Annotated in this window: 5 protein-coding genes; 1 reads left to right on the forward strand and 4 read right to left on the reverse strand. The window is 62.5% G+C overall.

The window, feature by feature from the left end:
• Positions 1–48: 48 nt before the first annotated feature.
• Entirely contained in the window at positions 49–3,228 is a 3,180-nt protein-coding gene (locus AC6R19_RS20510; RefSeq protein WP_500581739.1) for an efflux RND transporter permease subunit, read from the forward strand.
• Positions 3,229–3,432: 204 nt separating this feature from the next.
• Here the strand turns inward: AC6R19_RS20510 and AC6R19_RS20515 are convergent, their stop codons facing one another.
• The 4 genes from AC6R19_RS20515 to AC6R19_RS20530 all read right to left on the reverse strand — a co-directional run bounded on the left by AC6R19_RS20515 (position 3,433) and on the right by AC6R19_RS20530 (position 7,614).
• On the reverse strand, positions 3,433–4,302 hold the full coding sequence (locus tag AC6R19_RS20515; protein WP_500581740.1) for a glycerophosphodiester phosphodiesterase family protein: 870 nt from the start codon (positions 4,300–4,302) through the stop codon (positions 3,433–3,435).
• Positions 4,303–4,442: 140 nt separating this feature from the next.
• Positions 4,443–5,081 (reverse strand): VWA domain-containing protein, encoded by a 639-nt coding sequence (locus AC6R19_RS20520; protein WP_500581741.1) that lies wholly within the window; start codon positions 5,079–5,081, stop codon positions 4,443–4,445.
• On the reverse strand, positions 5,081–6,487 hold the full coding sequence (locus tag AC6R19_RS20525) for a hypothetical protein (protein WP_500581742.1): 1,407 nt from the start codon (positions 6,485–6,487) through the stop codon (positions 5,081–5,083). Before AC6R19_RS20525 ends, AC6R19_RS20520 begins: the two co-directional genes overlap by 1 nt.
• 245 nt (positions 6,488–6,732) lie before the next feature.
• On the reverse strand, positions 6,733–7,614 hold the full coding sequence (locus tag AC6R19_RS20530) for a PKD domain-containing protein (RefSeq protein WP_500581743.1): 882 nt from the start codon (positions 7,612–7,614) through the stop codon (positions 6,733–6,735).
• Positions 7,615–8,201: the final 587 nt, after the last annotated feature.

An 8,201-nucleotide genomic window follows, 5' to 3' on the forward strand; every position in this document is an offset into this window, starting at 1 on the left:
ACCTGTGCAACGCCCGCGGAACGCGGGCGAAAAATCGGAACAACCGCCATGCGTTTCAATCTCTCCGAATGGGCACTGAAGAACCGCCCGCTGGTGCTCTACGCCATGCTCGTGCTCGGGCTTATGGGCGCCATGTCCTATACCCAGCTGGGCCAGAGCGAGGACCCGCCCTTTACCTTCAAGGTGATGGTGGTCAACACCATCTGGCCCGGCGCCAGTGCCGAAGAAGTGTCGCGGCAGATCACCGAGCGCATCGAAAAGAAGCTGATGGAGACTGGAAACTACCAGCGCATCACCTCCTTCTCCCGCCCCGGCCAGTCCCAGGTATTGTTCGTCGCCCGCGACGATATGCACTCCAGCGAGATCCCCGATCTCTGGTACCAGGTGCGCAAAAAGGTCGGCGATATCCGCCACACACTGCCTCCGGATATCCGCGGTCCCTTCTTCAACGACGAGTTCGGCACCACCTTCGGCAATATCTACGCGCTGACCGGCTCCGGCTTCGACTACGCGCTGAAAAAGGATTACGCCGAGCGGCTGCAGCTGGCGCTGCAGCGGGTGAAGGACGTGGGCAAGGTGGAGCTGCTCGGCCTGCAGGACGAAAAAATCTGGGTGGAGATTTCCAACACCAAGCTCGCGTCCCTCGGCATCCCCATGTCCGCGGTGCAGGCAGCGCTGCAATCCCAGAACAGCGTGGCCGACGCCGGCTTCGTGGAAACCGCCAGCGACCGGGTGCGCATCCGCGTCAGCGGCCAGTTCCAGTCGGTGGAGGAAATCCGCCGCTTCCCGATCACAGCCTACGGCCGCACCCAGATGCTCGGCGATATCGCCGAAATCAAGCGCGGTTTCAGCGACCCGCCGCAGCCGCGCATGCGCTTTATGGGCGAGGACGCCATCGGCATCGCCGTATCCATGAAGGCCGGCGGCGATATTCTCGAGCTGGGAAAAAACCTCGACGCCACCTTTGCCGAGCTGCAGCAGGACCTGCCCCTGGGCCTGGAACTGCGCAAGGTGTCGGACCAGCCGGCAGCGGTGAAGCGCGGCGTGGGTGAATTCCTGCAGGTACTGGCGGAGGCGCTGGCGATAGTGCTGCTGGTGAGTTTCTTCTCTCTGGGTGCGCGCACCGGCCTGGTGGTTGCCCTGTCGATACCCCTGGTGCTGGCGATGACCTTCGCGCTGATGAACTATTTCAATATCGGCCTGCACAAGATCTCCCTCGGCGCCCTGGTGCTGGCGCTGGGACTGATGGTGGACGACGCCATCATCGCCGTGGAGATGATGGCGATCAAAATGGAGCAGGGCCTGTCCCGCCTCAAGGCGGCCGGCTTCGCCTGGACCAGCACCGCCTTCCCGATGCTGACCGGCACCCTGATCACCGCCGCCGGCTTCCTGCCCATCGCCACCGCCCAGTCCGGCACCGGCGAATACACCCGCTCGATTTTCCAGGTGGTGACACTTTCGCTGCTGGCCTCCTGGATCGCCGCGGTGGTCTTCGTGCCCTACCTGGGCGACAAACTGCTGCCGAACCTTGCGCGCCGCGACAGCGTAGGTGCCGTGCACGATCCCTACGACAAACCCTTCTACCGCCGCTTCCGCAGGCTGGTGCAGTGGTGCCTGCGCTATCGCAAGACGGTGATCGTTTTGACCCTGGCGATATTTGCCGGCTCGATCGCGCTCTTCCGCCAGGTGCCGCAGCAGTTCTTCCCCTCTTCCAGCCGCCTGGAACTGATGGTGGACCTGAAACTCGCCGAGGGAGCCTCACTGAAGTCCACTGAATACCAGGCCGAGCGCCTGGAAAACCTGCTGGCGCAGAACGAACTGGTGGACAATTATGTAGCCTATGTGGGCACCGGTTCACCGCGTTTCTATCTGCCCCTGGACCAGCAGCTGCCCGCGGCCAGCTTCGCCCAGTTCGTGGTGCTCACCCGCAGCGTGGAGGAGCGGGAGACAGTGCGCAGCTGGCTGATCGAAACCCTGCGCGAGGAATTCCCCACCCTGCGCTCGCGGGTATCGCGGCTGGAGAACGGCCCGCCGGTGGGCTACCCGGTGCAGTTCCGCGTGTCCGGCGAACACATTCCGCAAGTGCGGGAAATTGCCCGCGCCGTGGCGGAAAAGGTGCGCGCAAACCCGGCGGTGGCCAATGTGCACCTGGACTGGGAGGAGCCGAGCAAGTCGGTGCAGCTGGATATCGACCAGGCCCGCGCCCGCACCCTGGGCGTCGATTCCGCCAGCCTGTCGCGCGCGCTGCAGAGCTCACTGACCGGCATTCCCGTCAGCCAGTACCGCGAGGGCAACGAGCTGATCGACGTGCAGGTGCGCGGCGACGAACGCGAGCGCCACGCCCTCGGCCGGATAGGCAACCTGGCCGTACAGACCGACAGCGGCGACAGGGTGCCGCTGAACCAGGTAGCGACCCTGGAATACGGTTTCGAGGAGGGGGTCATCTGGCACCGCGATCGGCTGCCGACGGTGACGGTGCGCGCGGATATCTATGGCAAAGAACTGCCGGCGACGGTGGTCAACGAAGTCTGGCCGCGCCTCGCGGATATCCGCGCGCAGCTGCCGCCGGGCTATCTGCTCGAGATCGGCGGCAGCGTGGAGGAGTCCGCCCGCGGCCAGGACTCGGTCAACGCCGGCATGCCGCTGTTCGTGCTGGTGGTGATCACGCTGCTGATGCTGCAGCTGCGCAGCTTCTCCCTGTCCACGATGGTGTTCCTGACCGCGCCGCTGGGCATTATCGGCGTTACCCTGTTCCTGCTGCTGTTCGGCCAGCCGTTCGGCTTCGTGGCCATGCTCGGCACCATCGCCCTGGCGGGCATGATCATGCGCAACTCGGTCATCCTGGTGGACCAGATACAGCAGGATATCGGGCAGGGGCTGACGCCCTGGGACGCCATCGTCGAGTCCACGGTGCGCCGCTTCAGGCCCATTGTTCTGACCGCGCTGACCGCGGTGCTGGCGATGATCCCGCTCTCGCGCAGCGACTTCTTCGGCCCCATGGCGGTGGCTATCATGGGCGGGCTGATAGTGGCCACGGCACTGACGCTGCTGTTCCTGCCGGCGCTCTATGCGGCCTTCTTTCGAGTTAGAGAGGGGGGGCGAGAAGGGGAGATGGCGGAAGAGCGGCAGCCGGGCAGACTGGCCCGGGCCTTTGCGCAGCTGGGGGCGCTGCTGCTCGGAATCTGGCAATCGGTGAGCCGCAAACTGTCCCGTTCCACAGAATCGTAGGTTGGGCTCCACTGCAGGAGCCTGCTGTGACCGCCATGGATGGCGGAAATGCAGATTTTGCAGGAGCAAAAATCTGCCAGGCGAAAAGGATATGACTCCGTAGCCATTCGCCGGGCACATCCCTGTGCCCGGCCCTTCGGGCAACTTCGCTGCGTCAAATCGCTCCAGGCGATTTGATCGCCTGCAAGCAGGCTCCTACAAAAGCTACTGCGCGAGCAGGGCCATTAATTTATCCGGCCGGTCGCTGACCAGGCCGTCCAGGCCCAGGTCGATATAGCGCTGCATATCCCCCGGCTCGTTGACCGTCCAGGCGGACACATGCAGATCGAGCTTTCTCGCCGCGCGCATAAACCGCCGCGAGAAAACCGGGATGCCGTAGTAGCGCATCGGCAACTGCATCGCCTGGTAGGCGGGCCGCAGCAGTCTTTCCGCGTGCAGCAGTTGGGCGGCAAAGAACAGCATCGCATCCAGGGTGGCGGCGCCGGTGGCGACTTCCGGGCACAGGCGGCGAAACTCGTTGATCACCCCCTGGTGGAAGGAGGAGACGATCACCTGGCCGCGCTTTTCCGAGCGCCGCAGGCTTTCGCACATGGCCCGGGCCGCGCGCGGGCTCTTGTCCTTCAGCTCGATAATCATCGGCGTGTCCGGCAGGGCCACAAACACTTCGTCGATGGTGGCGATGCGCAGCGGCTGGCCCCGGTAGGGATAAGTCTCGCCGTCAGGGCTCCAGTTGTGGGCCATATTCAGTTGGCGCAGTTCCTCCAGCGTCTTGTCCGCGACGGCGCCCTCACCGTCGGTGGTGCGCTCAAGCCGCGAATCGTGCATCAGCACCAGGTGGCCGTCGGCGGTGAGGTTCACATCGATTTCCAGCGCGTCCACCCCCAGCTCGACCATCTTCTGCAGGTAGAAAAGCGTATTTCCCGGGTAGAGGCCGTTGCCGGCCTCGTCGCCGTGGGCGATGACCAGTGGACGATCTTTTTGAGGCAGGTTGAGCAATGATGGGGGCGCGGGCCGCGACCTGGCGTAGAGCCAGAGTATGATTAACAGTACGCAGAAGAGTGAAGGCCAGAACATCGATCACCCAAAAGTATTCAGTTGCCCTTGTAGGAGCGGCCGTTGGCCGCGATCGAATTCCAGAGGGGTTTGATGGATCGATCGCGGCCAACGGCGGGTGGCCGCCCCGCCGTTCCTACAGCGAATATTTCAATGGTCAGTTAGGGAAGGATTTTTTCCAGCCGTTCCAGATCGTTGACCACCCGCCAGCTGCCCCCACTCTGCTCCACCTTGCCCTGCCACTCCTGCAGCCGCCCCAGGTATTCTGTGGGATCGATATTGTCGCTGCGCAGCTTGGTCACGTTCAGGGCCACCAGGCTGAAGCCCTCCAGCGCCAGTGGCACGTCGCGGTTGTAGCCCTCCTTGATCTCCTCCTTCAGGTCGGAAAAGATCAGGATGGTCTTGCGCCCCGGCTGTTTCTCATTCAGAAACTCCACCGCCTGCAGCAGGCCTCCGGTGATATCCGTATAGGCCGCCGGCTGTGTTTCATCGACAAACTGCTGTATCGCCTGCTGAAAGGCCTGCTTCTGCCTGTTGGTCACGCTGGGGCGGTCGTCGAAGGTGACCTTGGCCTTGATATTCTTCTCGCTGAAGCTGCCGGTATTGATGCTGGCCACCGCAAAGGTGTCGCCGGGATTCATTTTCGCCAATGTGTAATTGATCACCTGCTGCGCCTTGTCCAGCTCCTTCGTATAGGTGCCGGAGGTGTCGATCAGCATATAGACGCCCTGGTTGCGCGCCACCGGCTCGCCGCAGGCGGCCAGCAGCAGGATACTCAGGATTGCGATTATTCTTTTCATCAGGCTTTCTCCGCGGCTGCCGTGTCGGCCGATCCGGCCCGCCAGCTGAAATACAGATTCTCCAGCCACAGCGGCAGGAAAATTACGATATCGTAGAGGCGCACCAGCAGGGAACCGGTGCGCAATGCCGCGGTGCCGAGCAGGCGCAGCACCACGGACAGGATGCGCAGGGTGAAGGTGGTCAGCAGGCCGATCACCGTGCGCGCGGAGGCGATAAAGTTCTCCAATGGAATGGCGACAAAGGTGAGCGCAAACGGCAGTATAAAGCCCATGCCCATCTGCGCCGCCGTGGTGATCCAGTAGACACCGCTGGTGGCCGCCTCCACCTCACCGCCGCGCAATTGGGCGCTGACCGCCAGGTCCTCCTGCATCAATATCTCGCGCATAAAGGCCAGGCCGGCCTCCACCGAGGCGAGGAAGAACAGCAGCACGAAAGCCGCCCACATCATGCGCATGCGCAGCTTGTCGTTCAGGGCGCTGATCACCGGGAATAGCCGCGTAATGCGCAGGCACTCCATCACGAACAGGCCCATGGTGATCTCCACCAGGATAATCACCAGCGCGGAGATGTCCGCCACCTTGAAGTTGCCGATATAGCTGGTGCCGCCGACCATCTCGGTCATCGGTCGCGCGATCAGGTGGAAATTGATCAGGGCCCCGCCGACGGCGATCGCCAGCACGAAGGCGGCGATAAAGAACTGGCTCAGGGAGGAGGAGGACAGCATGCGCAGGGCGCGGTCGCTGCCCTGTACGATCTCCTCGTAGCGCTCCATATGGCCGTCCACCGCCTTGGCGCGGCGGATCACCGAGTCGACGCTCTTGTTGACCCGCCCCAGGGTGGAGAGCATGGAGCGCCAGTTGGGCATCATGCGCTTCAGCAGCTGGTGGCGCTCGCGGGCGGACTCCCGGTAGGCCTCCAGGGCCTTGGCCTCCGCCTTGCGCATCGAGTGGTGGATGGTCTCCAGCACGTCGCCCACCACCGGGTCGCTCTTGGCGGGGATTTCCGCCACCGCCTTGATCGCCTTGGCCCAGTTGGTGGGCTCCGGCGGCACCTCGGCGCTGCGCACATAGTCCTCGTCGATGGCGGTCAGCTGCTCGCACAGCTTGCGGTGCAGGGCCGGGTACTGCGCCAGCTCCTTCTTCATCGTGGCTTCGATGCGGTCGAACTCCCGCTCCACATGGCGCTCCGCCGCCTCGCGCCCGACGGCCAGCAGCACCTCGCGGTTGCGCTCCTGCAGCCGCTGCTCGGCGCCGGCCACCGCATTGGCGCCCAGGCGCAGGGACTGGTGAAAGAAGCGCGCCAGGGAAAAGATGCCCTGGTGCACCGGTCTGCGCGCGACAAACAATGCCACCAGCGCCAGCAGGAACCACAGCCAGAGCGGCAGGCTATGCAGAAGTTCTGTCATTGTTTTCTCCTCGTAGCCAGACGGCGGTTATCTCCAACAATCCTAACAGGACAGGGTCGCACAATCGCCCACTAAATCCCAAGCGCTCAAAAAACAACCACCTCAAAGCGAAACTACAGATGGAAGAAAAGTAGAGCTCGAAGGGATGGACCCAATCCGGCGACCAAAGGTTTCACCCTGAACCCTCTGACCGTCGGATTGCCCCAAAAGAGAAGCTATCGGAAAGGCGGGAGAACCCGCGCAAACTACTTCACAACGGTTATCGTCACCCGGTCGGTCGAGATTTCGCCCAGATTATCGGTGACCGAAAGTTCGAAGACCAACTCTGCCTGCTTCAGGGACTTCAGCTTGGGCGCGGTAAAGGTAGCGATGGCCGTATCGACACCGGCCAACACAACGCCGGGACCGGACAGCTGGGCCCAGCGGTAGCTGGAGATGCTGCCATCAATGTCCGTCGACTCGGAGCCATTGAGTTCGACGACACTCTGCTGCCTGACTGTCTGCGCAACACCGGCGACGGCGACCGGAGCCTCATTCGCCTCGACGATGACATTGACGGTATCCCTTCCCGTCAGGCCGTCGTCATCCACCACTTCGAGTTCGAACACCAATACGATGTCCAATCCATTGGCGTTCACTGGGGCCACGAAACTGGCGGAACTACCCGACGTGTTCACCAGCTCCACTGGCGTGCCGGAGACCTGGGTCCAGCGGTGCTCGACAATACTGCCATCGCTGTCCCATGACCGGCCCCCATCGAGCAGAACCGAAGCGCCCGCGTGTACAGACTGGTCCTCACCGGCAATGGCGACGGGGGCCGCCGCACCTTCGACAATAACCGACACCCGGTCCGTCGCCCGCAAGCCTCCGTTGTCCTCAACCTCGAGTTCGAACTCCAGGATCTCTTTTACCGGGCCACTGATATCCGGGGCGACAAAGGTCGCGTAGCCTTCCGGGGAATACTCGAGGTTGACCACTGTTCCGGAAACCTGACGCCAGCGATAGCCGACAATACTGCCGTCACTGTCGGAGGACTGGCTGCCGTCCAACATCACCGCCGCACCGGTATCCACCTTCTGGTCGGCACCGGCATCGGCGAAGGGCGCCAGGATTTCCGGGGACAGTATACTTAACTCTCAAATTCTAACTGAGCATTATTAGTTTTGCTGCCCCGCTTCGGGCCCGGCTTTTGTCGGCGCAGTACGCGGCCCAATCGTCGTTCAGCTTTGGCTATGAAACTGCTCGTGCCGAGCGGACGGCCTGTCTGTGTATGCCGGCGGATTTCCTCAGCCCGATCAGCGTCGCCGGAAGACCAGAATGCAGGCCAGTCTTGTATCATGCTGTTCAGCGGTTCCCGTTGCGTCAATCTGTCCACCGTCGCCCCAGAACGCGCTCGGGCGCTGGACCAAGGCCAATCCTGTGGATCTACAACCAACTTGGCTTTAACGGGATTGAGCTCAACATAGCGGACCGTAGCCAGCAAGTAGGGCTCATCCATCGGAAAGGAATGAAAGCGCTCCTGCCAAAGATGCCCCCGCCAACCTTCGCGGAAATTTATCCGCCTTGTATAGCGACGATGCGTTTCGGAAACAGTCGCGCGCAACGAGACTGTAAATTAAATTGTGTAACTGCTCATGCCCCCGTACTCTGCACCGGAGGATACCATGAGCAGAACAATGGACAACAAAGATCTCGAACAGCAACTCCAGGCTCA

The sequence above is a fragment of the Microbulbifer sp. SE14 genome (genome assembly GCF_059834885.1).